The sequence below is a fragment of the Bacillus sp. TH50 genome, from assembly GCF_016650565.1.
GTDB classification, from domain to species: Bacteria; Bacillota; Bacilli; order Bacillales; family Bacillaceae_G; genus Bacillus_A; species Bacillus_A mycoides.
Window position 1 is genome coordinate 155,760 of record NZ_JAEKFM010000003.1, and the last position, 25,607, is coordinate 181,366.

Genomic DNA, 25,607 nt, shown 5'->3' on the forward strand with positions numbered 1-25,607 from the left:
GCCCCTTTACATTATTTATTCAATTTAATAATCGGAATTTCCTATCTTCTTTAATGTTAGTTATGTAATAAGTACAGGGACAAAATTAGATTTTTTGAATGGCATCCATTGTTTATACATTATGCTGTAATGAAAAAGAGCCCTAGCATAAGGACTCTTTCTTAGCATTAAGCTATTTTTCGATTTAACTGTTTTATTTCCTTCTTCTTTTCTGCATTTGGAGGGCGGATTACTATAGAGATAACGAAAGATATAACACATAGAACACCGATTGTAATGAAGGTTGGTTGAAATCCGCCAAGTAGTGCTCCAATGAATGATCCTGCAAGTGCACCAAATCCGAAACCTTGGTAAACAATCCCGTAGTTTGTACTATGGTTTTTTAATCCAAAGAAGTCTCCCACAATGGCTGGGAATATGGTGATATTACCACCAAAGCAAAAGGCGACACTTGCTACACAAGCAAAATAAATTCCGTAATTTAGTGGAATAAAACTTAAAGTGAAGACGGATAATCCAATAATAATAAATGTAGCCGAGACGATTTTTAATCGGCCTATTTTATCTGATAACGTTCCAAGAATAATTCTACCTATTGTATTAAAGATTGCGATCATTGCGACGGCATTTGCGGCAGTCGCTGCACTAAGACCAACGAGCTGCACACCGATGTCTTTTACCATACCGATTAAATACAGTCCGCCCATACATGATGTGAATAACATGAAAAATAAGAGATATACTTGTTTCGTTTTCATCATTTCACGCGGCGTATAATCATTGTGTAATGTTTCAGTTGTAGTGTTACTTACAATTGCTTCACGTAAGAAGAATGATCCTATCAACACTAATAGTAAGACGATAATACCCCAGTATAAAAATGCTTGTGATACTCCAAGACTGTTGATAAGATTTCCGTTTATATATCTAAAGATTAAGCTTCCCATTCCATATGCCGAAACAGATATACCAGAAATAAGTCCTTTACGGTTTGGAAACCATTTAATTAAATTAGATAGTGATGTAATATATGCTGTTCCATCAGCGTACCCAACGACAACACCGGCTAATAAATAAAGTAATGGTAATGAGGAAACTTGTGAACTAAGTATTAAACCGAGTCCTAAAACAATTCCTGCAGTAGCGATAAGTTTACGAAGTCCAAATTTTTGTTGTAGCTTTCCTGCAAATAGAGTTGAGAATGATAAAGAAAAACTCGTAATTGAGAACGTGATCGCGACTGAATTGAGGTTCCATCCAAACTTACTTACAAGGGGTTGATTAAATAAACTCCATGTGTAAATTGTTCCTAGGCCAATTTGAACAATGATTGTACCTAGAACAATTAGCAATGGATTTATAGATGTTTGTTTCATGCTAACTGTCCCCTTCTTTTATCATGACATGAATTTTCACAGTTAGTATATCCATGATAAGTTGCAAGATACTGTACGGAAAATGGAAATTGAGTTAGCTTACACAAAAAAGACACTTCATCAAGAAGTGCCTTTTTGTAGGTTATATACAGCATTTAAAGAAAGCTTTGTTAAGATAAGACATTTTCGAATGCTTATGTATATATGTTATCAAATAATTCGCTGAAAGTGATGAGACTTAAGACGTATTTTTCTTTCATAAATAAGTCGGAGAGAAAATTAATATTCAATTTCCTCAAAGTCTTTCGGCTGCGGTACAGTTTGCATATTAGCTGCATCTTTCGGATCGCTATAAATCGCGTTTTGTTCTGTGTTTACATCCTTTATATTTTGCTTTTTATTTTTATTCACTTCATTTTTCATTAAAGTTCACTCCTTTTTATTATAGGAGTAGTTATACCCTAACCATAGTATTTTTACTGCTACTAAATGTATCAGCGACTAAATTGCTAAATTCACGTAAATAATATAAATAATTATGCCCACCATAGTTGTATCTTTTATTGTACATTTTAGCAACGACGACATTATATTCTGGAATGACTAATATCGTTGGTCCTGTAATTCCTAATATTTGATAGGAACCTTTAGGAACTCGCTCACCAAGTTCGCTAAATAAAGAAGGTTCATTTTGAACGAACCAAAACAACCCGTTTTGAGGTAGTTCTTTATTTGTATACTCTGGACTTTGTAAGCTCGTAATTTGTCTCTTTAATGCTTTCTACCCATGAAATTAATTTTTCATATTTGTACAAATAAATATCCCCCTAAAACATATAAAAATAACAGCATGAAAGAAAAGTTTCAATACATTATAACTTTGCATCTGCACTTTTCTTTCATGTGAAATATTATTGATCTATAGTACTTAAATAATCCACCAGTTCCAGCAATTAGAACAGCTGAAACAACCAACACAGCCTACACAACCTACGCAACCGCCGCAACGTCCGCCGCCACAACCACCACAGCGACCACCACAACCGCCACAACGTCCGCCGCCACCGCATCCGCCACAACGACGTGCATCGTCTTGAATGTAGTAATATGGATATTGATTTTGTTGCTGATCCCAATACACAACATTACCAGGTTGATAAGCATTAAGGTTTAACGCTTGTAGTTCTTGTTGAAATTCATTCATTATGAAACCCTCCATTTACAAATGTAAATTCCGTCCAAATTTCCGAGTTTATTTACTTTTAAAAATAAAGTAGAAATAAGGCTATAGACTAAATGCGTACATCAACAAAATATGACTTTACACTAGGTGATGTACCTTGTTTATGAGCCTATTTTCTTTATATTCTTTTAGTGGACGGAATTAATATAAATAGAGACAATTAAAAGTTACTAATCCAGCAAGTTAATAGTTCATCACTTAATTTTCTTTCTAGTAATTCTTTTACTGAAGGTGTCGGCATTATTGTATAGGAATTTATATTTTCTTTATTAAAATCAATCCAGTGAAATGCTAAATGGGACTCTTTAGATATTGGAGTGAAATCGGATTTTAACTCATTTGAATCTATTTCAAAAATGTGGTTAATTTCATGGTGGAGGGTTTCTTTGGCTTGCCATTGATTTTCTATGACGCCTAAAAATTGTTTTATACTGCAAGTTACTCCAAGTTCTTCTCGTAACTCTCTTATTAGTGCATTCTCTGCTGATTCCCCAATTTCAACATGGCCACCGGGTAAAAAATAGTGATGGCCTATGTATTCAGCGACTAGTAGTTTTTCATCTTTTATCATGATAGCTCGTACAATATGATGGAATTTACTTTTCATTTTGTATTCCTCCTAATCATTCACTTTATACTTGCTCGAAAATTTTCATTTAAAAGCGGGATAATATAAATCATAGGTGTTTCATATGGGTGAATTTCATTGATAATTGCAAGAGTATCTTTTACAAGTTCTCGTTTATACGTTAATTAAAACTAATAATTTTGATAAATGATTCTAAAAAAGAGTATGTTTATGAAGAAAATTATCAAAACATACTCTTAATATTTTTAGTTGATTCATTCTTTTACAATAAGGTTTGATTAGCCCTATTCTTTGCGGCCTCAAAATCGAATCCGTAGCTAAAGTATGCAATCACTACTATTCCCTAAGCAAATCTATTCTCTACTTCAAATTTACCTGCCTGTACAAATTTTAGACTCTTAACGAACCACGAAAGCCTCTTGCGGCATAGTAAGATTCTGCCCCATTGTGATACACAAAGACGTGTCCAAAGCGATAATCGCAAAAAAGGGCACCGCCAAGTTCTCTAATATCAGAAGGTGTTTGCACCCAACTCGACGTCTTCATATCGAAATTTTCAAGATTATGTAATGTACGATATTCTTCTTCCGTTAATAGTTCAATACCCATGGCAGTTGCCATATCAATAGCGTTATTTTCTGGTTTATGTTTCTTTCTTGATTCTAGCGCTTCAAGATCGTAACAAACACTTCTACGACCTTTAGGACTTTCTGCTGAACAATCATAAAAAATATATTCGCCTTTTTCTTTATCAAAATCAACAACATCAGGTTCGCCACCAGTTCGTTCCATTTCGTTGAGCGACCACAACTTTTCAGTATTAGCATCCAGCCTTTCTTGAACATTAGCCCATTCTAAACCTTTATGACGGTTCATATTATTCTCAAAACGATCTTTCAATGTTTGTAGTAATTCTTCACGTTGCTCTAGTGACAACTCTTTTTTATTGCTTTCTTTCATATTAGTTCCTCCATTGATGTTTTTATTAATGATAGTTTAAGTATATATAAATACTGTTTTATAATAAAATGTTTAAATAATTGCGTGAATTGAGTTTGCGATAATTTATATGAATTAGTACAACCAATTCTCCGCGATATGACCCTTTAACGGAACAACTTATTGTTTCAAAACAGTATATCTTTATTTCAATAACAATAAGCGATATACTTCCTCACCGTCATATACATTTCCTAATGGTTTAAAATCATAACATTCATATAGTTTCTTTGCAGAAATATTATCTTTATGGACAGTTAATCTAATTTCCTCACACTCTTTAAAGTTCTTTTTTATTAAGTTAATGATTTCCTGTAATGCTGCTTTTCCATATCCTTTTCCTTGCTCTTTTTCATCAATGATAAATCCGTTAATCCAATACATATCTGTTGACTCTCGTACAAAAGCATGCATAATAAAACCAACTATAAGGTCACCATCATATATAGCGAATGGAATATATTCGACATTTTCACCATCTGGTTTTATGTATACTTTAGCAAGTGATACTGCCACTGCGGGAACAAGATGGATTTGATTTTCTTTAACTCGTAACTTTAATGCGTCTTCCCAATTTTCTCTCGTAACAATTTTTAATTGAACGTTCACTATTTTAAGCTCCTTTAAAAAGAGAATTTATCTTTTATATTCAACGGAGTGAAATGATTCCCTTTTTCGACATCAACTTATAACATGATTTTCATAAAATCCTGAATAAATTTTTCCTCATCTAATTGTAACGCTATACGCGCCCCTTCAGATTTAGAGTGTGGGCGAAAATCAGCAAAAGTTTGTCCCTTCGTTTCGCCACATATATCCACAGTCACTTTTCGGGATGTATAATTTAAAAATGTAGGATTCACTAAACCGCTTATAGCAAGTACATCGTGTAATAATGGCCCTTCAATAGATGGATTGAGTTTTTGGTATGCTGATAAATAATAATCGTACATGGGTTTCATAATCGACTTAAATGGATTTTGTGTATTAACTAAAATGTAAGTAAATACACTTGGGGTTAAAACCGTTTTATTTGTTACATTTAAAGGGAATAACGTTATATTTTTCGCTTGCTGAAATACAATTTGACTTGCTATAGGATCTCCGTACACGTTTGCCTCTGCTAATGGAGTAACATTCCCTGCTTCTAAAAAGACACCACCCATAAAATAAATTCCTTTTATATTTAACATCAATTCGTTCCATAAATTAAAAGCAATCGCTAACGAGGTAGATCTTCCTACATCGACAATTGTTAAATCTTCTCCATACTTTACAAGAATCGCAGCAATACTACCAAAATTGTATATAGGAATAGATAACACACTTTCCGGTACATGGATGGGCCCTAATCCTTCTGGTCCATGAATTTCAGGGTAATACGTTGTAATCTCATTTGTAAGTGGGCCCGTTGCACCGCTAATTACAGGAATATCTTGTCTGTTTGCTAACTGTAAAATATATGCGGCATTATGAGCGGCATGTATATGTTCAACATTTCCATATCCAGTTACGATACCAACGATTTCAATTTCAGGATGCAGTAAGCCATACATAATTGCAAACGAATCATCAATACCTGGGTCTCCAAAAAATAAAACCTTCTCCAAGAAATGCACTCCTTTCATAGGTAAGATAATTATGTATATGTGGAAATAATTTAAATCTATACAGTTCTAAGCAAATATTAATGGTCAGTAATGTATTGATAAAAAAGAACTAGCATTATGCTAGTTCTTTTGCAGATAAATAATCTACCAGTTTAATTAAATCTCGTACAAATATTGGACTAGCTGATTTTAATATAGATTTTTTTCACTATATTTATAGAATTGAAAGCCTGTTATTAATCCGAAATTTTGCATTTAAATTGCAAATACTCGCAGGGATGTCTTACCATACTTTTTCACTCTCAATTTGCTTATAATCATCTTTATTAAATGTTAAATGAGCAATCACAACTCCAAGTATAGTAATTCCCCCTCCAATTATCGAAACAAAGGTTGGCACCTCACCTAACCATATCCAAGCGATAATACATGCAGTTACTGGTGTTAAATATAGAGAACTTGTTGCCTCAGAAGCACTGGCATGGGATGTAATATATGCTAATGCAATATACGGCAGTACTGTCGGGAACACACCTAAATATATAACACTCAAAGTAACTTCTATAGGAGCTGCTACAATTTCTTCATAAATCCCTGGCAAAAAAATAAGCAGAAATACAGTACCGGACCAAATTGTATATATTGTAAATGGCAAGAAACCGTACTTTTTTAAGTATGGCCTTTGAAAAACGAAAAATAGACTTTCTGAAATTGCCGCCAATAAAATTAGTAATCCCCCACTATTCAATTGAATGGAATCTCCTTGACTTAACGATAAAAAAGCAATTCCTACAAAACTAATTACACCACCGATCCAAACATTTAATTTCATTTTTTCATTCAAAAAAACAGAAGCAAGAATTGCCGTTAATATAGGTGTTACTGATACAATTAAACTAGCAGGTCCAGCATTCACACTCTTTTCACCGTAGTTCAGTGCAATATGATAAATTGTAAATCCAAGAGCACCAAATATAAAAATTACTGGAATATCTTTCAAATCAGGTAAACGTAATTTGTATATAAGTGAAAACAGAAAAAGAATCAAAGAAGCGATTAATAATCGTAGCAAAGTAAGGTGTTCAGGGGTGTAAGCTTCAAGCCCCATCCGAATTCCTGGAAAAGCTGTTCCCCATATAAGAATCGTAAAAGCGTGAGCACATACAATACGAAAATCCCATTTTTTATTATGCATATTTTTTCTCCCTCTCCAATAAACCAGCCATTTTCTAATTACCAATTATTTCTTTTCATCATATTTAATAGTTGATACAATGTCTTCAACCAGTTAATCCTCGAAAAAACCAACCACTTTGCATTTTTAAAATGAATGAGGGAGTTTTTAATATGTCTACTGATAAAAAACTGCCTAAATATCGGCAGATAATAGACTATATGAAAGAAAAAATTGAATACGGAGAATGGCCGATTGGAAGTAAGGTTCCTAGCCAGCGACAGTTAGCGAAATTATTTCATGTAAATCGTAGTACTGTAATAACTGCACTAGAAGAACTTATGGCAGATGGCTTAATTCAAGGGAAAATTGGGTCAGGAACAATTGTAACGAATAATACATGGTCATTATTAGCCACCAATCCCCCGCCCGATTGGAGTGAATATGTAAAGGCTGGTATTCATAAACCAAGCAAGTTAATGGTACGGGAAATAAATGAAGCAGAAGCAAATAAAAAATTGATTCATCTTAGTAAAGGAGAACTTGCACCTCATCTTTTCCCGTTAGAAACTATGCAATTCATTATGCGTAACGTATGTGAGGAACTAGATTATTTCGGATATGAAGAACAAAAAGGATATCTCCCTTTACGTGAAGCAATAAGTAATTATGTAAAATCATTTGGAATAAATACATCACCAAGCTCTATATTAATAGTCTCTGGTGCATTACAGGCATTACAATTAATATCAATCGGTCTTTTACATAGAGAGTCAACTGTTTTACTTGAACGGCCTTCTTACTTATATTCTCTTCACGTATTTCAATCGGCTAATATTCACCTTTCTGGAATACAGATGGATCAACATGGAATTATCCCTAATGATTTGTTAAGAAGAATTAATTATAGTCAAAAGAAAAATATTTTATATTCGATTCCTTGTTTTCAAAATCCGACGGGTGTATTAATGTCCAAGGATCGACGAAAAGAAATACTAAGAATATGCGAAAAAGAACAATTGCCTATCATTGAAGATGATATTTACCGTGAGTTATGGATGGATGAACTCCCGCCCCCTCCTTTAAAGTCGATGGATAAATATGGACATGTTTTATATATCGGTAGCCTATCTAAAACACTTAGCCCAGGACTTAGGATTGGTTGGATTATCGGACCAGAGCCTGTTATTAAGAGATTATCAGACATAAAAATGCAAACTGACTATGGGTCAAGTTCTTTATCTCAAAGAGTTGCTGCAGAATGGTTAAGTAAAGCTTTTTATGAGGAGCACGTAGCGAACGTAAGGATTCATCTAAAAGAACGAAGACAAATAATGATACAAGCATTAAATATGTACTGTGCTGACATTACTACATGGGATATTCCTAGTGGTGGATTTTTTATATGGCTAAAGGTTGTACCTAACATTTCGATGAAAAAACTATTTTCAGAAGCATTATCGAAGGGCATTCTTTTAAATCCAGGACGTATTTATGAAGAAGAATCAGATCAATATATACGTTTATCGTATGGATATGCTTCCCCTGAAGAAATCAATCGAGGAATTTATATATTAAGTGAATTGATCCGTGAGTTGATGGAATAACAAAAATCCTCTTTAATGTAAAGAGGATTTTTGTTATATCTTATTTACCACAACCGCATTTCGTGTCCTAATAAAATGAGTTCTTCATAAGAATCACCGTCAATCTTTAGCGGATACCCTTATTTCAATATATTAAGTCGAACTAACAATATTATTCAACTTTTCTCCTATACTGCAATACTATAAGAATAAAAAGGAGAAATTAATATGAGCATTTTCAATATCCTTTTGACCATTCACATATTATTTGGAACCATATGTTTAATTACGGGAATTGTAGCGATGCTTGCTCAAAAAAGAAAGGGAAACATACAGAATGGGGAGAAATATATCATGCATCCTACGTTGTAATAACTCTTACTGCAATTATATTGTCCATTATAAACTGGGATAAAATCGCATATTTATTTTATGTAGCAATTTTCTCTTATTCATTTGCGATTTATGGCTATCTTGCAGGAAAAAAGCGTTGGAAAAATTGGGTTCATCACCATATTAGAGGTATGTTAGGCTCCTATATCGGTGCCGTAACCGCACTTTTAGTAAACGTCGGAATTCATATTCCAATTATTAATTTACTGCCGCCTATATGGTTTTGGTTTTTACCTACCTTAATTGGCATTCCTCTAGTAGCCAGTGTATCAAAAAAATATAAAAAACAGAGGGAAAATTAGTTGCATTTTGATTACTTTCTGAGTAATCTTATGAAAAATTATGCTCAATACAGAGAATAGTATGATTATTTAGATTTCATGTTTCCTATGATATAATGGGTTATATTGTTTTTTACCATCTAAATTAAATATAGGAGGATTTTAATGATACTATCACAAGATAAAAACATTAAACTAGTGATACATGCAATTACTTTATTATCTTTCTTGGCCTTTTTCCTCTTTGGTAATACACTTTTCTTTATACCGCTCATACTTTATTTCGTTTTCAAATCACAAAGTATAAAAGAGATGAATCTAGAATCAGCCCTTTTCCAATTTGGAGTATGGCTCGCTGTATTTCTTTGGAACTTCGTAGTAATCCGTACGATCATGCTTTCCTTATTACACATTGACTTGAGTACAAATTCCTTATTTGTTATTTTTGGAACAATTCCACTATATATAATACTTTTAGCCGCCGTAATTTTAGGACCACTTAAAGGGATTTTATATGAATTACAAAATAAAGAATTTCATTATCCTATTGTTTCACGATGGGTGCATAGAACTAAATAAAAAGAATCCAATATTTTTATTGGATTCTTTTTATTTTCTCTTTGCATAGTTATTTAAACTTCGGCTCAATGTATTCAATTATGTTGCCATCAGGAAAACAGCCGTACATCATTTCCTATCGGGTAATTCTTTTTATTTATGATTTTTCAAATCCAATATTGAATGTAAACGATCCGGATAATTAGTAAACATGCCGTCTACACCCCATACTAGTAACTTTTTCATATCTTTTTCATTATCTACTGTAAATGGATGAACTTCTAATCCATAATTCTTTATTTTTTTTACGTAGGTTGCATCAATATATTTGTAATTCATACCAAGACCTATGCAGTATGTTTTATACTTTTCTATTTCTGATTCTGTTAATTGAACTGCTTTTTTATGTGATAATAATTGTACTAGCGGTATATTGGCATTTAAATTATGAATCTTTCGCAGACTTTCTTCACTAAATGATTGAATAATAACTTTATCATTTATTTGGTAATGATTAATAATTTCTAATAGTTTTTCTTCCATTCCAGGATATTTATCTGGCGATTTTGTTTCGATATAATAGTTAGCATTAAGTCCAAACGTTTCAATAATTTCTTCTATTGTTGGAACTGTAGCATCTTCAAATTCTTTCTTTGCTAAATTAGAATGCTTTTTATTGAAAAAAGATCCTGCATTTAGTTTCTTTATTTCTTCTAATGTATGCTCTTTTACTAAGCCCGCACCGTTTGTTGTACGGTTTAATGTTTCATCATGCATAGCTATTAAATGTCCATCTTTTGTCATTTGGAGATCTATTTCTATATAGTCACCTTTTAATTGTTGTCCTAATGTATAAGCAACTATTGTATGTTCTGGTGCATATGCAGAAGCACCTCTATGCGCAATGTTTTTTATATGATTTGATTGATTAGTAGCTTTTATATAATTATGTTCATTTACTTGTTGAAAAACAAAGATGCTTATTACTATGAAGAAACAAATGATTGTAATTATAGCTGTTTTTTTCATAACGGTATGTTAACTCCTATATTTAAAACAATTTGACTTGGATGATTTACTCAAATAAATGCCGATTTTCAAAAACAGTCATTTGTCCTACAACTTGAAAGCCGGATTTTTTATAAATATTTATTCCATCAGGTGAAGCTTGTAATACGCAATACGTATTTTTTAGTTGTTCAGCTTCTTGCAGCAAGAAATTAAACATAGTAGAGCCGAATCCTTGTCCTCTCATTTCTTCTTTAGTCGCTATATCATAAATACCGACACTATCTTTCGTACATACTAAAGAGCCAACAGATACTACCTCACCTTTATAAAGACCTAAGTATAGTTTCATGTTATCGCTATTCCATAAACTTAAAGAAGAAATTTGATTATAGTATGCTTGTACATTTTTACCTTCCTCTGATGTACCAAATAGATTAGCTAACGTTTCTCCAAACTTTTTGATTTGTCCTGAAGAAGATGCTTTTTGTATCGTAAAACCTACTGGCATGTTTATTCTTGGATGAATTGTTTTTAATTCTGCTACCATCGCGATATTCTTTTCAGCTTCTTTTAAACCAAGTTTGATTAATTCGCTTTTTATAGTCTGTTCTTGCTTATCATCCCAAAACCAAACACTCATTGGAAATTTCTTTTGATTATAGTATTCTACCTCCTTATATAATTTCTCGATTCCTTCCGTTACATTACTATTTAGTAGTGTGATAATATTAAATGTATCTGCAGGTAATCCGCAGTCGACAGTAATGTAATCCTTCGTTTCTTTTACATCCATTCCATTTACCTGCCGCGCAATATATGAGGTTTTATATGTAAAATTGTCTATTAGTAACTGTTTATAATTCATTCATTTTGCTCCTTTCATAAAAATTCGTATTCGAATCCTTCAGTATTAAATATATCATATAAGAAATGTACCTATTTCTATAAAAATATCTCTATAAATCACTCTTTGCGCCCTAAAAGAATTAAAAATGATATAACGTTGTCGGAATGAAAAAAGTGGTATATAATAAATATTAACATTACTAGTAATTATTTTAGGTATTCCTAGAATAAAGGAGCGATACATATGAAAATTACTATTTATTTCGGAAGTCATGAAGATCAAGATGTTCGTACTATGGACTGTCATTTAGATGTAGAAGATACAGAAGAGATTGTATCTGTATCTTAATATAAATAATGGGATGAAACCTCTTCCCTGCAACGTTTAAGGCACCTTTTATAGGTGTCTTTTTTATTGTTTTTTCGTCAAAAACCCTTTACTTTAGTGCGTTTTAATAGTAAAATATAAATATACGAACAAACGTTCTTTTAATTTATTTGTACATGAAGGGATGATTTCAACAATGACTCAAGCAAAGCGCAGAGGAAGAAAAAAGCAAACACCTATTATTTCAAATACAGGCTTTATCGGCTCTGTCTTTATTGATACATTGGAGTTACAAAAGAAATCTTATTATTTCGCTCGTAAAAAACTTCAAATTGTGCATCACGTACTAGATGGTCTATCTGGGGCAACGAGTGCATTATTTAAAGAACATAATATATCCGCACACATGTCATGTGTGTATTTACATAAACAAAAGAAACTCGGCTTTGTTCTTTCAACAAAACCGTTTGAACAAAGTGATGGCGTTGCTTACTTTATAAATTATTTAATCGAAAAGAATTTTTACGGTAACGAAGAAGTAGAATATCAAGAAGTATTTAATACAGGTTTTATTGGTGTAGTATTCGCGGATTTATCTAGTATAGATCGCTTTAATTTTGAGTTTGAAATGGGTATGTTAACGAAGTTAATGAAAGATATGATCATTCCTGTTAAAGAGCTCTTTTTACGCCACAATGTACCGGCTTACATCTCCACTTCTCATTTAGAGGAGCAAAATAAATTAGGTTTCGTTCTATCTGTAAAGCCATATGATGAACGTGCAGAAGCAGATTTATACTTTGAAACATACTTAAAAGAACGAGGGTTATTTATTGGTGATGAAGAGGATGATATTGATAAGATTGTTATTAGAAAGACTGCTGAATTACGATAGTTTTCCAGTACAACTTACATTAATAAATTTTTCAGTATTTAATTTGAACATAATACCTTCCTATTACCAATAGGAAGGTATTATTAATTTATTAGTCCTTATGCTTTTCATACATCTCTATTTTTTTATTTAGTAAATCTTTACCCCAGACTTGCATTGCTTCTAATACAGGTATAAACTTTTCCCCCTGCTCTGTTAAAGAATATTCTACCTTGGGTGGAACAACTTTATAAACTTCTCTGTGTACTAACTCGTCCTCTTCAAGCTCTCTTAATTGTCTAGTTAAGATTCCTTTTGAGATGCCAGGTAACATCCTCAATAATTCATTAAACCTAATAATTTCATTTTTGCTTAAATGCCACAAAATCACGATTTTCCATCTTCCTGCAATTGCATTTTGGGTAACTGTTAATGGACAAATTTCTTGCTGTGTTTCTTCAGAAACCGATTCATCTTGATAACTAAAACGTGCCATAATAAAATCTCCGTTACACTTAAAACATTTAAATACATTAAGTACTGTTAAATCTATCCCTAAAATTGAATTCGAAATTTTAGTTGCTGTAGATAAATTATTTAACGCTGTCTTTAATTTATCTTTTCTTTCCTCTAATGTTTTTATTTCTTGTTCAACCTTTTCATATTTCAATTTAAATAAAGATTGATAAGAAGTATCTGTTTCGTAATTCATAGATTTCGCTAAATTTTTATAAAGAAAAAGTTCTTTAATTTCATTCAAACTAAATCCTAGCTATAATGCCTAATCGTATCTACACTTACACTATTTACTTCTGCAAACTTACTGATTTTCATATTATCACTACCAATTATGTATTTGTTTATATATACTTCTTTTTTATTTTTTAAAATCCTTTTATCTCCCTATGCAAGATTATTTATAGTATGAATTAGGATTGCCAATTCTGCATCAGGTTCATAAATAATAACTCAATCTTTAAGATTACCTGTGCCACTAGTGTACGCCACACTTAAAACCTTATTAATATGCATGGGGGCACCAACGTTTTACAGATTTCGTACGTTTAGATGAACCACCCTCTTTTCTCTAACTTTTGCGCTAGAAGTCTTACTCTGCCTGCTAAAGAGAGCTACACAAGGCCTCCCAGCTCCCGCTTTCATTGTCTAACCTACATATCGATCTCCTGCCTTGTCAAAGAGTACTATACTTATAATTTCATTCCACATCCACATATTGACATTGATAATCATTCTCGATAAAATTTCTAATGTAGAATATTCTAAATATATCAATTGGATTTATATAAGGACCTCAAAACAGAAAGGAGTTTCATTATGGTGACAAAAAATAAATTAACTGTACAAGGTTTTATGAATACTGGGCTTTATACAAGGATTTTACGCATATAAAAAAACAGCTATTTATTATTACTCATGACCCTGAACTGATTGCTCTTTCTTGTGATGAAACACTTGAAATTGCAAACGGTCGTATAAAAGAAATTAAAACATTTACACCATAAAGGACGTGAAAATATGGAACATTATACACACCCTGCTCAAAAGAAACATTGGATTCACTCGATTTTACAATTTGCAGCTTCCTTTAGACACTTAATGATTATTTCTACTTTCTTAGCTATTATTAGCGTTATTGGTGGACTCATTCCTTATGTAGCCATCTATTATATTCTTAAACTATTAATAGACGGTACCCAAACGATAAGTAGCATTAGCTATTGGATTTTCATTGCTACCTGTGGCTATTTCGTACAAACAGTATTTCATGCACTCTCAAGTTATTACTCACATCAAGTTGCTTACAGTATTTTAGAGAATATTCGTTTGCAATTAGCTGAGCGTCTCATGCGTGCGCCACTTGGACACATTATCAATCAACCTGTTGGTAAGATGAAAAATATCATCGTTGATCGTGTTGAAACATTAGAACTTCCACTTGCCCATATTATCCCTGAAGGGCTATCCAATATTTTATTACCAATTGGTGTTTTTATTTACTTGTTAACAATCGATTATCGAATGGCATTAGCTACACTCATTACCGTACCAATCGCGTTCATGATTTATATGATCATGATGCGCAACTTTAATTCACAATACAAAAATTACATGGAGGCTAGCAACCACGTTAACAGTGTGATTGTTGAGTATGTAGAAGGAATTGAAGTCATTAAAACATTTAATCAAACAAACAAATCTTATAAAAAATTCTCTCATGCTATTACATCATTTAAGGATTACACATTAAATTGGTTCCGTAGCACATGGCCTTTAATGACTCTCGGGAATGCGCTCCTCCCCTCAACGCTTGTTGGAACACTTCCAGTCGGATTGCTTCTTTACCAAAATGGTACTATTGAACCAGCAGAACTTATTATCTCATTAACTTTATCGATGGGATTAATTCATCCGCTCATACAATTGACAACTTTCGTTAATGATTTTAAATCTATCGAATATGCAGTGAATGACACAAAGGACTACTTACATCTAGAAGCATTATCGGTTGCCCCTACTTACAATCTAGTACCAACTCACTTTCAAATAGAGATGAATCATGTTGCATTTGGTTACAACGAAGAACATACAGTTATCCGCGATCTATCGTTAATTATTCCTGAGCGTAACTATACCGCACTTGTAGGTCCGTCTGGTAGTGGTAAATCCACTATCGCTCGGCTCATAACACGCTTTTGGGATGTATCTGATGGAAGTATCAACATTGGTGGCATCAATATTAAAGATATTCATCCAAACGATTTCAGTAAGATGATTAGCTATGTTGCACAAGATAATTTCCTTTTCCGTACAAGTATATTAGAGAATATTCGCATGGGGAATCCAAATGCTTCAGACGATGAAGTTTTCCATGCAGCTCGCCTTGCTCGTTGCGATGAATTTATTAAATCATTACCAAATGGCTATCAAACGGACTCTGGTGAAGCTGGAAAAAAACTATCTGGCGGTGAAAAGCAGCGTCTTGCGATTGCTCGTGCTATTTTAAAGGATGCACCAATTATTATTTTAGATGAAGCAACAGCGTTCACAGATCCTGAAAATGAAGCTGAAATTCAAAAAGCATTTAATGAGTTAGCTTCAAATAAAACACTAATTGTTATTTCTCATCGATTATCAACGATTAAACACGCTGATCAAATTGTCGTCTTACAAAGTGGAAATGTTCATACTATGGGTACCCATGACCAGCTCTTACAAAGTAATAATTTGTATCAAAAACTATGGCGAGCACATATTGGTGCAAGTAAAAAAGACATTCAATCAGACTATGTAACTAAGGAGGGACATTCCAATGTTTAAGATTATAAAACGAATTCTGAATTGGACCGGTCCTTATAAAAAGCGCGTATATCTTGGGTTCGTCTTCTCATTTTTCCAAGCTATTTGTATTGCTTTACCCATTGTCATCTCTGCTAAGGGACTGCAATATATGCTCGATGACTATCATGGTACAAAAGAATTAACCTCACAAACAATTTGGTTACTCCTTTTATTTATGGTGATAGCAATTTTAGGACGATTCCTCTTTTCTTATTTAAAAGCTGTTTATCAAGAGAGTGTCGGTTATGAACTCGCTGCATCACATCGCATTCAGCTTGGGAACACATTAAAAGGAGTTTCACTCGGTTTTTTCAATAAGTACCGTACAGGTGATATTAATGGTATTGTAACTACCGATTTATCATTTGTGGAAATGATGGCAATGAAAATGATTGATATTGTTGTAAACGGTTATATCATGACATTTACAATGATTTTATTCTTATTGTTCTACAATCCCATTATGGCACTTATTGCAATTACTGGCGTTATACTATCTATGATTTTTTTACAATTACTACAAAAACATAGCCGGAAAAAGGCACCCGTACATCAACAAAGTCAACATGAACTCGTTAACAATACACTTGAATACTTACGTGGTATGTCGGTTGTAAAAAGTTTCAACCAAGAAGGTATAGCATCACGAAATATTAACAAGGCCTTTAAAAATAGTAAAAAGGTTAACATTGAAATTCAAAAGTCATTCGGTATTTATAATGTCGGTCACCGTATGGGGCTGAAACTTGCATCAGTTTTACTTGTTCTCGTTGCTTCGTCACTTGTTTTATCCGGTGATATGGAGTTTTCTGACCTGATCTTAATCACACTATTTGCTTTCGTTATGTTTGATAGTATTGAACCAATTAGTGATGCCACACACGTTCTTGAAACAGTTGACAATATGCTAGATAAGCTGGATGCTATTGAACAAACAGAATTTGTCGATACAAAAGGTAAAGATATACATTTAAAACATTTTGATATCACGTTCGATCATGTTTCATTTAGCTATAGTGATCGCCCAATTATCCAAGATGTATCACTTCATATAAAAGAAGGAACAACAACTGCAATTGTCGGTCCGTCTGGTTCTGGTAAAACGACACTATGTAACTTAATCGCTCGTTTTTATGATGTAGATAAGGGGGCTATTACAATTAATGGTATGAATATTAATGAATTAAGTCTTCATACATTAATGTCATCGATTAGCATGGTATTCCAAAATGTTTATTTATTCAATGATTCTATTTATAACAATATACATTTCGGTAATCCTAAGGCGACGAAAGACCAAGTCATTGAGGCGGCAAAAAGAGCGCAATGCCACGACTTTATCATGTCACTTAAAGATGGGTATAGTTCGGTGCTAACAGATGGTGGATCTTCTCTATCTGGAGGTGAGAAACAACGTATTTCCATCGCCCGTGCTATCTTAAAAAACGCGCCAATTATTATTTTAGATGAAGCAACTGCAAGCCTTGATCCTGAAAATGAATCGCTCATTCAATGTGCACTTGATGAGCTGACAAAACGAAAAACCACACTCATTATTGCCCATCGACTTGCAACAATTCAAAACGCCCATCAAATCGTTGTACTTGAAAACGGAAAAATTGTTCAAAAAGGAACACACGAAGAACTAATCCAACGTGAAGGTACATATCGTCGTTTCATTCGTATTCGTCATGAAGCAGAAAACTGGGTTTTAAAATAATTTCTCCTATTTGAAAGAAAAACGAGTATAAACCTAGATTCGGTTATACTTGTTTTTTCTATTAAGCATGCCCTATTGCTTGTAACACAGCTTCATGAATTAATTCTGATAACGCAATAAAATCTCTCATGGCTTGTTTTGAAGAACCATCAATTTCTAAGCTTGATGGAGGTGTGTCGGGACCCCATTTTTGATTTAACTAAATAAAAAAACCCGCGAATTATTCACGGGTTTTCCTCTTAATAACTAATTGCTATTGTTCCTTCACCTGCATGAACAGCAAATGAAATCGGCAATGGATAAAGCTTGAAATCCATTTCAGGGAATGCTTGTTTAATATCTGAAATCCATTCTTCAGCTCCATCTTTATCGTTAGCATAGAACATATGAAGTACTTTTGGTAATTCTTTTTCAAGCTCATTTTTAATGTAGTCTCTACATTTTTGGATTTTACGCACTTTCTTTTCAAGTAAAAGTTCTCCGCCCTTTACTTCTAAGATTAAGTTGACACTTAATAAACTTCCAAGTAAAAATTGAACTCCCTTTACACGACCACTTGCATATAAACCTTTTAAGCTTTTTGGAAATACATAAAAAGGCCTTCTTTTTTCATCTACTAATGTTTTATGTATATCTTGTAAAGTCATACCATCATTGTATAACGTTTTAGCTTTTCTCAAAAGTTCATCCATTGGATAACTTGTCGTTTCACTATCTAATACAGTTAAAGGGAAACCTGCCATATCAGCAGCTAGCTTCATATTTTGATAGGTCCCACTTACTTTTCCGCTAATAGCAACTGCAAAGCCTTCTTCATATTCTTCTTTGCATTTAGTAAATAATTCTACCATTTCCCCTATATTAGGTTGCGAAGTCGTAACGGTTCTTCCATCATTTAACGCTTCATAAAGACGTTTATGAACTCCTTCTTCACAATCCTTATAAGACACTCCATCAATAATAACTTCAATTGGGATAACAAAGTTATCACCATCTGTTGTAAAACTCGCAGTTGTACTATCAGTAAACCAAGCAACACGCTTCATGTTGTTCCTCCCTTATTCCGTTCCTCTTTTCTGACTTTTCTATATATTTATCTTACGAAAAGAGAATATCCCCTGTAATAGTAACAGGACTTTATTATTTTGGCTATAGTAGATGTATAATAAATGTGAATGTTTTTTGTCTATTTATCAAAAAAAGAAAACCACAAAATTCCCCGGCCTTCTTTTAACATTACTTAAATGTTTCGTTATCTAAAATTACAACATAATCATTCGTCAATCGGCCAGCTTCTTTCGTATAATTAACAAGCCTTTGTATGTTATCACAGCTAAGTTTTGCTCCCCATACGAGTAATGGTACGCCGATAAAGTCGATGTGGAACCTTCTAGAAAACAGACCACCGAAAGTCATTGGTAAAGGAACTGTTGGTGATGTATTAGAAAAAATAATCTTTTCATGGCTGTGATAATGTTTTTGCAGAATCTCTCCTAAATGCTTCATCGCAGGTACAACGACTTTGGATGCCCCGCAGCCAATTGTATATACAGGATTCCCATATTCATCTTGTCCATGAAAAATAATCTTTCCCATATCCTCTGTTTTCAATTTATTAAAGTAATCTACATTTAATATTTCTTCTTTCGTTAACTTACGATCTGTTGGTAATTTATTTAAATGATAAGCTGCAGCGAGTGCAGTTGAATGCGTTCCACCGAAATCTGTGTAAATGAATATCATAGTATCATCCCTTGTTGTAAAAGTTCAATATTATTTAGTATTACCGTTCACAGCGTTGTTAAACAAGGGACGAATGTATTTACGCTTTTTGTGTTAATTCATTATATTTTTTCCAAATATAATAGCGTCTACTAATTACGGTACCTAATGTGATACATAAAAAGGCATTCGTTACAACCATTAATGTGTGGTGAGTACTGCCAGGAAACATACTTTGCTTAATCACGATTTTCACACCTAAAATAACAAGGAGAATAATTGTACTTAACCAATTTCCTTTTCGTAATACATGACCCGTTCCACTATCTAACCGAAATGTTAAAGCTTTCCCCCTAATAATTCCAAGTGCCAATCCAATTCCAAACATTGCAACGAATAGTAGTACGTGCAATATATTTAATTGTCCCATATGAATAATGGACTGGATTGTTACAAAGCACAGCAAAGCCGGAATGAGCCAAATACGATTAATATTCACTTTGTATTCCTTACCTTGCATTAATACAATTATAAGAATAACAAGTAGAATAACAAATAGAATATCCATTTAGAGTCCTCCTATATACTTGTTTACCTTTGAAAATTATATTCGTCTCTGTTCATACCATATTTGAAATACGATAGCTACTTTAATTTGTATAATATGGAATGTGATTTCCCATCAGCCTTAAGCATTATTTATAAAAGTAAAAAGACGTACTTTTTACTCGTACGTCTCCTACTACTTGTTCTTCATGTATAGCAACTAGTTCAATTACGGGATTTTCATATTTTTCTTTCCCTCTAAGTACATTGTCATAATATGCTGTATCTAAAAAGATAACACACGGCAACGTACCTAGCCTATTTCGTCTTCTTTTTTATATGCTCTAATTTTTATATCCATGTAATTAAAAAGCTCCTTCTATTTCCACCATTAGTTTTTCAGGTCCTGCCCCTCTATTTGAAGGAATAACTAATGTAATTCCTAATTCCGGGTATACGGCCGAGCGAAAACTCACGCCTGGATCATATCCCATTACATGATATTTAAAAATATTTTCTTGTCTTTTCTCAATCCATATTCCATAGCCGTAAGACTGGCTATTATTCACCAAAATATGAGGAGTTAAAAGTAACTTCGTATATTCGCGGCTTAATATTTCGTTGTTAAATAGAGCTTTCCAAAATTTCACCATGTCTGGTGCAGTAATATAAGCGCCGCCATCAGAACCTCCTTTTATGGGTATAGAGTATGCATTTGTTCTCCATTTTTGACTATTTACATCCTTTATATATCCGAGAGCTGTATGTTTTGGTAAATTATCTAAAGAGAAATAGCCTGAATCATTCATACCAACTGGAACAAATATGTTTCTTTCTATATATTCCGTAAATTCAAGTCCTGTCTGCTGTTCTATAATTAATCCAAGTATAATAAAACCTGCATTGTTATAGTAAAACTTACTTCCTGGTGTAAACATCATATTACTGTTTTGGAATAATGGTAAAAAGTCTTTTAAACTTTTTAATAGATACATAGGAGTTTGTTTCCAAAGGTCTTCAAAGTTATCCATGATACTTTCATCAAAATAATCTGGAATACCCGAACTATGCGTTAAAAGTTGATGTACTGTAATATCTTCATTAAAGTTTGGGAATTTAATATGTAGACAATCTTTTAACTTTGTATGAAAAGTAATTACACCTCTTTCAACAAGTTGACAGATACTGATAGCAGTAAATAATTTGCATCCTGAGGCAATTCCAAATCTTGTTTGTAGTGTATTGTTTATACATTCACTTCGGTTAGCATATCCAAATGAATTTTCATAAATAATATCATCATCTTTTTTTATTAAGACTACCCCAGAAAAATCTATATTCCGATGTATTTCTTTTACAATTTTCTCTATTTGATCTTTTGTTTTTATCATAATAACCACCCTTGTTTATTGGTATTGTTCTTTCTCCTTATTATTTTTCCATATATAGGGGAAAGAAACCTCCTATTCACCCCCTAATTTTCAAATAAAAACCAAGGGAACTATTTCGAATTTATTGATTCAGCGGAATATACCTTAGACCACGATGGTAATAAAGTAAACACGCACAATATGATAGTAATAAGTAGCATTACCAATACTCCTACAATGACTACAAGTTGTATAGAAGTGAATTGAGTTGCAACGCCGAACAGAATCGTTATAAAAATTGTAAAAACAGCTATAACGAGCCCGTATATACTCCCGATTCGTCCCATCATATGAACCGGAACGTTATTTTGATAAAATGTGTAAAATCCCGTATTTGCATATGCCATAGAGAAAGATAAAACAAAGAATCCGATAGCAGCTATTAAAAACTCACTTGAAAAAGCATAAATCAAATATCCGATTGTAATGAATAATGATCCTATCCCAATTAGAAATGAAGGTGCTAATTTTTTTGATAAAATTGTATTTGTTATGGCTCCTAAAATAAAACCCGCTCCAGCGATACTAACTAAAAAGCCATATTCACTATCTGTTAACAATAAAACTTCTTTCGCAAACGATAGTTCAAGTGAATCTATAGCGGTAGCTAAAACCATCATTCCTTGGAATAGGAAATAAACACATACTATATACACAGATTTTTTGCTGAAATTTAAAACTATGTTCCAATCTTTTTTAGTACAGTTAGAGATAACTTATCACTTGATGTATTAGAATCGTATTTTTTATCAAGATCAGGTAAAAGTAATGTAATTAACCCTGATAACAGAAATGCTATAGCATTCATATATATAGCAAACTCTGGTGTACCAGTTATTAATAATATCCCCGCTACTGCTGGACCAATTAAAAATGCACCAGATCCTATTAAACTACGTAGTGAGTTGAAACGTTGTCTTTGCTCTACTGGAATTAATTTCGTCATATATGTCATAGCAGTTGGTTCATAAATCGCACTGGCCATGCTTATAAAAAATACTAAGAGATAGACAATCCAAAGGGATGGAACCAAGGGTAAAATAGCGATAAATACTGCTCGATATATATCGAGGTGAATCATTAACTTTCGTTTATTTAAACGATCTATCATACTTCCTGACCAAGCGTTTGTAAATAAAGTGGCTAATGGTTTTATCACATATAAAGTAGCGACAGCTAAGGCTGAGCCACCCATATTATAGACAAGTACATTCAGTGCGATTAAATAAATCCATGCACCTAAATTCGCAATACCAACTCCGGACAATAGTAATAAAGGATATTTCCAATCTTCAAGTAATTTTTTCACTTTAGGCACCCGCTTTCTAAATTGTTTTAAAACAATAAAAAAATCCCACCCCCAAGACTTTTAGTCTTAGGGACGAGATTTATCATCGCGGTGCCACCCTAGTTTGTTAATATGTCGCCATATTAACCTTATCAGGTACTGCACTATTTTCATGCTTATACCTTATCTCTATAACGGGAGCTCCCGTCACACCATCCACTTTTAAAAGGTTCCGATGTGCTGCTCAGAGGCTTGGTTCAATAAAGAATTTTTGCTCCTTTTCAGCTAAATAGAGCTCTCTGTGAAAAATTCATTTTATTTACTCTTCTCTTCACTGCATTTGGTTTTTTCCATATTATCACATAGGTTTTATATTGTAAATAATTATAAAGAATAATCAGTTTTTTTAAAAGTGAGCATCCTTTATAATTTTGTAACTTGATTTTTTATTTATTAAAAAATACGGTGCGTGAAATTGCTTGTAACTCTAAAAAAAGAGCCTATTATACTATAGACTCTTACAAAATTCGATATTAATTTGTACTCGCTTCTGCTAATGGTTCTAGAGGCGGTTCCAAATCTAGTTTTAAAGTATCACCTTCTTGTATATATTCTCCCTTTTCAATGCTTTGACTCGTTACATACCCTGTACCTGTTGTTTTTAAATCTAATTTCAACAACTTAGAGAAATACATAACATCACGCATTGACCAACCTTTTAGGTTAGGCATTTTCACATTACTTCCTACTAGAAATATGCGATCTCCTTCACTCATTACCTCGCTAGTCTGTGGATATTGTTTTATTATCTTTCCTTCTCCTAATAATACCGGCTGAAGTTTCTCTTTTTCTGCAATATTTTTTACAGTATCCATTGTTTGATTTACATAATTTTGTACTTTTATTTCAGATTGCTTTGTTGCATCTGCCATTTGCTTTTCTGTATATGGTTTCACTTTTAAATATTCTAGACTATTTTTCATAACTGGTTTAAAAATTTCAGCAAGAGGCTGAGCACCGTATTCATTCCCCTTTAATTTAGGTTGCTTAATGGCTAAATATACGACTAATTGTGGATCATCAATTGGAGCCATTCCTAAGAATGAAAAAATATAATTATCTTTCCCTTCCATATATCGTCCATTTTCAGGATTCGGAATTTGCGCTGTCCCTGTTTTACCACCAATCGGATAGCCATCAATTTTATACATCGTTCCCGTTCCTTTTGATGAAGTAATAACTCGCTCCATTAAGTTCCTTACCTCTTCTGCAGTTTCTTTTTTAATCGGATTCCCTATTTCTTTAGGTTGATTTTCCATAATAACTTGTTTATTTGTTGGATTTACAACCTTATCAACAATATAAGGTTGCATCATTTTGCCGTCATTTGCTATAGCTGTGGCCGCTTGTACGATTTGAATAGGAGTTACAGTTGAGCCTTGGCCGAAAGAAGTAGTAACTTGTTGAATTTGAGTATTTAACAATAATGTATTTTTACTTTCTCCAGGTAAATCTATCCCTGTTTTTTGATTGAAACCAAATTTATTCATATATTGCTTGAATTTATTTGGTTTCAGTAACTGGTCTTCTAAAATAGAAAAAGCAACGTTCGATGACCGTTCAAACCCTTCATCAAATGTAATTGAGCCCCATCCATAGCCGCCATTATGATCTTTAATCTCTGCTGAACCAACTGCGTATTTTCCTGATTGGAAATATTCTTTCCCGTTATATACACCTTCATTAATTGCAGAAGCTAATGTAAAAACTTTCATTGTAGACCCTGGTTCGAATGCATTCGCAATTGGATCGTTTAAAAAATATTCAATGTCTCCCTTGTTAGGATTATAACTAGGCTTACTAGACATTGCTAAAATCTTACCTGTTTTTGGATCTGCAATAATTCCTACTAACATAGAAGGGTCATAGTGTTGCGCCGCTTTATTCATCGCGTCTTCTAAAAAACTATTAATTTGTTTATCAAGCGTAAGGTATACGTTATTTCCATTTTTAGCAGGTTCTATTTTTCCTATATCATTTGTAAGTGGGATACCATTTCGTGAACCTACATATTTTACATTTCCGTTTGTAGAGCGTAAATATTTATCCAAACTTTCTTCAAGCCCAAACTTGCCCTCCGCATTACCTTTATCATCTGGTCTTGCAAAACCAAGTATATACGAGGCGAAGTCTTCATTTGGGTATACTCTGGCTTTTTCTGTTGTAAACGATACACCTGGTATTTTCAAATTTTTAAGTTCTTCCTTCGCTTCTCTAGATAAGTTACGTCCAATTTTACCAATTTCAACTTGCGTACGTCCTTCATGAAAATTTTTCATGATATCCTCTTTATCAACTTCAAGCGCATCTGCTAAACGTTGTGCAGTATCTTCTTTATCTTTTAATTTATCTTTTCCTTTTAAGTTTACAACGATGCGATATGTCGTTGAGTCTTGGACTAATACTTTACCGTTTTGATCATAAATTGTCCCGCGATTTGCCTCTAAAACTCCATTTTTGTTTTGTTGTTCCTTCGCAAGATCCTTTACATTAACATTATGCACGACTCCTACCGCTTGAATATAAAACATGCGTAAAAGCATAGTAAGAAACAAAATAATAAAAGCAATCATCATATATCGAGCGCCTTTATTCGTTTGAAGTTTATGCATA

General features: G+C 33.1%; 21 protein-coding genes, 5 pseudogenes and 1 other annotated feature. Of the genes and pseudogenes, 6 read left to right on the plus strand and 20 right to left on the minus strand.

Features of this window, described 5'->3' with window-relative positions; all coding sequences use genetic code 11:
• Positions 1–167: 167 nt before the first annotated feature.
• The 9 genes and pseudogenes from JFU23_RS00735 to JFU23_RS00775 all read right to left on the minus strand — a co-directional run bounded on the left by JFU23_RS00735 (position 168) and on the right by JFU23_RS00775 (position 7,012).
• Positions 168–1,376 (minus strand): L-lactate MFS transporter, encoded by a 1,209-nt coding sequence (locus JFU23_RS00735; RefSeq protein WP_201031099.1) that lies wholly within the window; start codon positions 1,374–1,376, stop codon positions 168–170.
• Positions 1,377–1,655: 279 nt separating this feature from the next.
• Positions 1,656–1,799, minus strand: a complete 144-nt coding sequence (locus tag JFU23_RS00740; protein ID WP_002013225.1) for a hypothetical protein — start codon at positions 1,797–1,799, stop codon at positions 1,656–1,658.
• 31 nt (positions 1,800–1,830) lie between these two features.
• A pseudogene (locus JFU23_RS00745) lies at positions 1,831–2,136 on the minus strand (penicillin-binding protein); the annotation flags it as partial.
• Between the two features lie 168 nt (positions 2,137–2,304).
• A complete protein-coding gene (locus JFU23_RS00750) occupies positions 2,305–2,580 on the minus strand; it encodes a heterocycloanthracin/sonorensin family bacteriocin (RefSeq protein WP_002032388.1) in 276 nt (91 codons plus the stop codon).
• A gap of 199 nt (positions 2,581–2,779) precedes the next feature.
• A complete protein-coding gene (locus tag JFU23_RS00755) occupies positions 2,780–3,226 on the minus strand; it encodes an NUDIX domain-containing protein (RefSeq protein WP_002032390.1) in 447 nt (148 codons plus the stop codon).
• 372 nt (positions 3,227–3,598) lie between these two features.
• Positions 3,599–4,168 carry a DUF4256 domain-containing protein gene (locus JFU23_RS00760; RefSeq protein WP_002013217.1) on the minus strand — a complete coding sequence of 190 codons (570 nt, stop codon included), beginning with the start codon at positions 4,166–4,168 and terminating at the stop codon, positions 3,599–3,601.
• Between the two features lie 183 nt (positions 4,169–4,351).
• Positions 4,352–4,816: a GNAT family N-acetyltransferase gene (locus JFU23_RS00765; RefSeq protein WP_201031100.1), complete on the minus strand. Its 465-nt coding sequence runs from the start codon at positions 4,814–4,816 to the stop codon at positions 4,352–4,354.
• Positions 4,817–4,893: 77 nt separating this feature from the next.
• Entirely contained in the window at positions 4,894–5,817 is a 924-nt protein-coding gene (locus JFU23_RS00770) for a nucleoside hydrolase (RefSeq protein WP_002127616.1), read from the minus strand.
• 283 nt (positions 5,818–6,100) lie between these two features.
• Positions 6,101–7,012: a DMT family transporter gene (locus JFU23_RS00775; protein ID WP_201031101.1), complete on the minus strand. Its 912-nt coding sequence runs from the start codon at positions 7,010–7,012 to the stop codon at positions 6,101–6,103.
• Between the two features lie 152 nt (positions 7,013–7,164).
• Between JFU23_RS00775 and pdxR the strand changes: the two genes are divergently transcribed.
• From pdxR to JFU23_RS00790, 3 genes and pseudogenes are all read left to right on the plus strand, one after another.
• On the plus strand, positions 7,165–8,598 hold the full coding sequence (gene pdxR, locus JFU23_RS00780; protein WP_201031102.1) for a MocR-like pyridoxine biosynthesis transcription factor PdxR: 1,434 nt from the start codon (positions 7,165–7,167) through the stop codon (positions 8,596–8,598).
• A 207-nt stretch (positions 8,599–8,805) separates the two neighbouring features.
• Positions 8,806–9,272 (plus strand): annotated as a pseudogene (locus JFU23_RS00785) (DUF2306 domain-containing protein).
• Between the two features lie 144 nt (positions 9,273–9,416).
• Positions 9,417–9,830, plus strand: a complete 414-nt coding sequence (locus JFU23_RS00790) for a magnetosome magnetite crystal formation protein family (protein ID WP_002141962.1) — start codon at positions 9,417–9,419, stop codon at positions 9,828–9,830.
• A 132-nt stretch (positions 9,831–9,962) separates the two neighbouring features.
• Here the strand turns inward: JFU23_RS00790 and JFU23_RS00795 are convergent, their stop codons facing one another.
• The gene (locus JFU23_RS00795; RefSeq protein WP_201031104.1) at positions 9,963–10,838 is read right to left on the minus strand and encodes a glycerophosphodiester phosphodiesterase; all 876 of its coding nucleotides are present in this window, start codon (positions 10,836–10,838) and stop codon (positions 9,963–9,965) included.
• Between the two features lie 46 nt (positions 10,839–10,884).
• The gene (locus tag JFU23_RS00800) at positions 10,885–11,685 is read right to left on the minus strand and encodes a GNAT family N-acetyltransferase (protein WP_002127623.1); all 801 of its coding nucleotides are present in this window, start codon (positions 11,683–11,685) and stop codon (positions 10,885–10,887) included.
• Positions 11,686–12,190: 505 nt separating this feature from the next.
• Here JFU23_RS00800 and JFU23_RS00805 point away from each other — a divergent pair.
• A complete protein-coding gene (locus JFU23_RS00805; protein ID WP_201031105.1) occupies positions 12,191–12,889 on the plus strand; it encodes a hypothetical protein in 699 nt (232 codons plus the stop codon).
• Positions 12,890–12,980: 91 nt separating this feature from the next.
• Here JFU23_RS00805 and JFU23_RS00810 read toward each other — a convergent pair whose 3' ends face one another.
• Positions 12,981–13,364 carry a winged helix-turn-helix transcriptional regulator gene (locus JFU23_RS00810; protein WP_201032249.1) on the minus strand — a complete coding sequence of 128 codons (384 nt, stop codon included), beginning with the start codon at positions 13,362–13,364 and terminating at the stop codon, positions 12,981–12,983.
• Positions 13,362–13,702, minus strand: a pseudogene (locus JFU23_RS00815) (MerR family transcriptional regulator); the annotation flags it as partial. The pseudogene JFU23_RS00815 and the gene JFU23_RS00810, both read right to left, overlap by 3 nt.
• Positions 13,703–14,404: 702 nt before the next feature.
• Here JFU23_RS00815 and JFU23_RS00820 point away from each other — a divergent pair.
• Positions 14,405–16,207: an ABC transporter ATP-binding protein gene (locus JFU23_RS00820; RefSeq protein WP_201031106.1), complete on the plus strand. Its 1,803-nt coding sequence runs from the start codon at positions 14,405–14,407 to the stop codon at positions 16,205–16,207.
• Positions 16,200–17,948, plus strand: coding sequence for an ABC transporter ATP-binding protein (locus tag JFU23_RS00825; protein ID WP_201031107.1), 1,749 nt, complete (start codon positions 16,200–16,202; stop codon positions 17,946–17,948). The genes JFU23_RS00820 and JFU23_RS00825 overlap by 8 nt, the downstream gene beginning before the upstream one ends.
• 239 nt (positions 17,949–18,187) lie before the next feature.
• On the opposite strand, the gene JFU23_RS00830 is transcribed toward JFU23_RS00825, so the two are convergent.
• The 7 genes and pseudogenes from JFU23_RS00830 to JFU23_RS00860 all read right to left on the minus strand — a co-directional run bounded on the left by JFU23_RS00830 (position 18,188) and on the right by JFU23_RS00860 (position 25,606).
• Positions 18,188–18,994: a DegV family protein gene (locus JFU23_RS00830; protein WP_002110177.1), complete on the minus strand. Its 807-nt coding sequence runs from the start codon at positions 18,992–18,994 to the stop codon at positions 18,188–18,190.
• A gap of 190 nt (positions 18,995–19,184) precedes the next feature.
• The gene (locus tag JFU23_RS00835) at positions 19,185–19,691 is read right to left on the minus strand and encodes a DUF3189 family protein (protein WP_002013190.1); all 507 of its coding nucleotides are present in this window, start codon (positions 19,689–19,691) and stop codon (positions 19,185–19,187) included.
• 79 nt (positions 19,692–19,770) lie between these two features.
• The gene (locus JFU23_RS00840; RefSeq protein ID WP_085311398.1) at positions 19,771–20,238 is read right to left on the minus strand and encodes a CcdC protein domain-containing protein; all 468 of its coding nucleotides are present in this window, start codon (positions 20,236–20,238) and stop codon (positions 19,771–19,773) included.
• A gap of 154 nt (positions 20,239–20,392) precedes the next feature.
• Positions 20,393–20,517, minus strand: a pseudogene (locus JFU23_RS00845) (GNAT family acetyltransferase); the annotation flags it as partial.
• Between the two features lie 64 nt (positions 20,518–20,581).
• Positions 20,582–21,607 (minus strand): serine hydrolase domain-containing protein, encoded by a 1,026-nt coding sequence (locus JFU23_RS00850; RefSeq protein ID WP_201031108.1) that lies wholly within the window; start codon positions 21,605–21,607, stop codon positions 20,582–20,584.
• Positions 21,608–21,717: 110 nt separating this feature from the next.
• A pseudogene (locus tag JFU23_RS00855) lies at positions 21,718–22,955 on the minus strand (MFS transporter).
• Between the two features lie 65 nt (positions 22,956–23,020).
• Positions 23,021–23,278, minus strand: a binding site (T-box leader).
• Positions 23,279–23,467: 189 nt separating this feature from the next.
• Positions 23,468–25,606, minus strand: a complete 2,139-nt coding sequence (locus JFU23_RS00860) for a penicillin-binding protein (protein ID WP_201031109.1) — start codon at positions 25,604–25,606, stop codon at positions 23,468–23,470.
• Position 25,607: the final 1 nt, after the last annotated feature.

Bases quoted from the DNA above. Each gene is read 5' to 3' on its own strand.
- JFU23_RS00790 (WP_002141962.1), top strand. From the start codon at position 9,417: ATGATACTATCACAAGATAAAAACATTAAACTAGTGATACATGCAATT.
- JFU23_RS00810 (WP_201032249.1), bottom strand. From the start codon at position 13,364: ATGGCACGTTTTAGTTATCAAGATGAATCGGTTTCTGAAGAAACACAG.
- JFU23_RS00735 (WP_201031099.1), bottom strand. From the start codon at position 1,376: ATGAAACAAACATCTATAAATCCATTGCTAATTGTTCTAGGTACAATC.
- JFU23_RS00830 (WP_002110177.1), bottom strand. From the start codon at position 18,994: ATGAAGCGTGTTGCTTGGTTTACTGATAGTACAACTGCGAGTTTTACA.
- pdxR (WP_201031102.1), top strand. From the start codon at position 7,165: ATGTCTACTGATAAAAAACTGCCTAAATATCGGCAGATAATAGACTAT.
- JFU23_RS00850 (WP_201031108.1), bottom strand. From the start codon at position 21,607: ATGATAAAAACAAAAGATCAAATAGAGAAAATTGTAAAAGAAATACAT.
- JFU23_RS00795 (WP_201031104.1), bottom strand. From the start codon at position 10,838: ATGAAAAAAACAGCTATAATTACAATCATTTGTTTCTTCATAGTAATA.
- JFU23_RS00750 (WP_002032388.1), bottom strand. From the start codon at position 2,580: ATGAATGAATTTCAACAAGAACTACAAGCGTTAAACCTTAATGCTTAT.
- JFU23_RS00740 (WP_002013225.1), bottom strand. From the start codon at position 1,799: ATGAAAAATGAAGTGAATAAAAATAAAAAGCAAAATATAAAGGATGTA.
- JFU23_RS00825 (WP_201031107.1), top strand. From the start codon at position 16,200: ATGTTTAAGATTATAAAACGAATTCTGAATTGGACCGGTCCTTATAAA.
- JFU23_RS00760 (WP_002013217.1), bottom strand. From the start codon at position 4,168: ATGAAAGAAAGCAATAAAAAAGAGTTGTCACTAGAGCAACGTGAAGAA.
- JFU23_RS00820 (WP_201031106.1), top strand. From the start codon at position 14,405: ATGGAACATTATACACACCCTGCTCAAAAGAAACATTGGATTCACTCG.
- JFU23_RS00835 (WP_002013190.1), bottom strand. From the start codon at position 19,691: ATGATATTCATTTACACAGATTTCGGTGGAACGCATTCAACTGCACTC.
- JFU23_RS00860 (WP_201031109.1), bottom strand. From the start codon at position 25,606: ATGCATAAACTTCAAACGAATAAAGGCGCTCGATATATGATGATTGCT.
- JFU23_RS00840 (WP_085311398.1), bottom strand. From the start codon at position 20,238: ATGGATATTCTATTTGTTATTCTACTTGTTATTCTTATAATTGTATTA.
- JFU23_RS00800 (WP_002127623.1), bottom strand. From the start codon at position 11,685: ATGAATTATAAACAGTTACTAATAGACAATTTTACATATAAAACCTCA.
- JFU23_RS00775 (WP_201031101.1), bottom strand. From the start codon at position 7,012: ATGCATAATAAAAAATGGGATTTTCGTATTGTATGTGCTCACGCTTTT.
- JFU23_RS00755 (WP_002032390.1), bottom strand. From the start codon at position 3,226: ATGAAAAGTAAATTCCATCATATTGTACGAGCTATCATGATAAAAGAT.
- JFU23_RS00805 (WP_201031105.1), top strand. From the start codon at position 12,191: ATGACTCAAGCAAAGCGCAGAGGAAGAAAAAAGCAAACACCTATTATT.